This window comes from Mesorhizobium sp. M4B.F.Ca.ET.089.01.1.1, from assembly GCF_004022605.1.
GTDB classification, from domain to species: Bacteria; Pseudomonadota; Alphaproteobacteria; order Rhizobiales; family Rhizobiaceae; genus Mesorhizobium; species Mesorhizobium abyssinicae.
Genome location: NZ_RZOS01001343.1, coordinates 1 through 491, shown reverse-complemented (window position 1 = coordinate 491; position 491 = coordinate 1). Strand labels below are relative to the sequence as shown.

The window sequence follows — 491 nt, the reverse complement described above, 5'->3', positions numbered from 1 at the left end:
ATAGAGGAGGGCTTCGGCTCTATCATCGCCAAAATGGCGCCCGGCCGGGATGCCGAAGCCGGCATTCTGGGCCACAAAGGCATGACAGGAACGGTTGTCGTCCTCGGCGACAATCTGGCGCCGCATGATTGCGTCGTCCAGCTCGCCGGAGAGGCGATGCGCATTCCGATAGCCCCCTTTCATGAGGCACTCGAGCAAAGTCCCACCCTGCGGCTGTTTCTTCTGCGCTTCGTGCAATGCCTGATGGTGCAGACCAGCTACACCGCTCTCACGCGAACGCCCGCCAGGGGCTCGAAAGCCGTCTCGTCCGATGGCTGCTGTTGTGTGAGGATCGCGCTGGCCCCGAGCTGAAACTCACGCGCGAATTCCTGTCGATCATGCTCGGCGTGAGGCGGCCGGGCGTAACCGTCGCCATCGAGGTCCTGGAAGGCAATGGCTTGATCCGCGCCACGTGCGGCAAGATCGTCATCCGTGATTGGGAAGGACTGATC

1 protein-coding gene and 1 pseudogene are annotated in these 491 nt (G+C 62.3%); both read left to right on the top strand.

Annotated elements, in window-relative coordinates; genetic code table 11:
* A pseudogene (locus tag EN780_RS37460) lies at positions 1-351 on the top strand (hypothetical protein); the annotation flags it as partial.
* Positions 237-491, top strand: a 255-nt coding sequence (locus tag EN780_RS41210) for a helix-turn-helix domain-containing protein (protein ID WP_245500303.1), incomplete at its 3' end; no start/stop codon positions are given. The pseudogene EN780_RS37460 and the gene EN780_RS41210, both read left to right, overlap by 115 nt.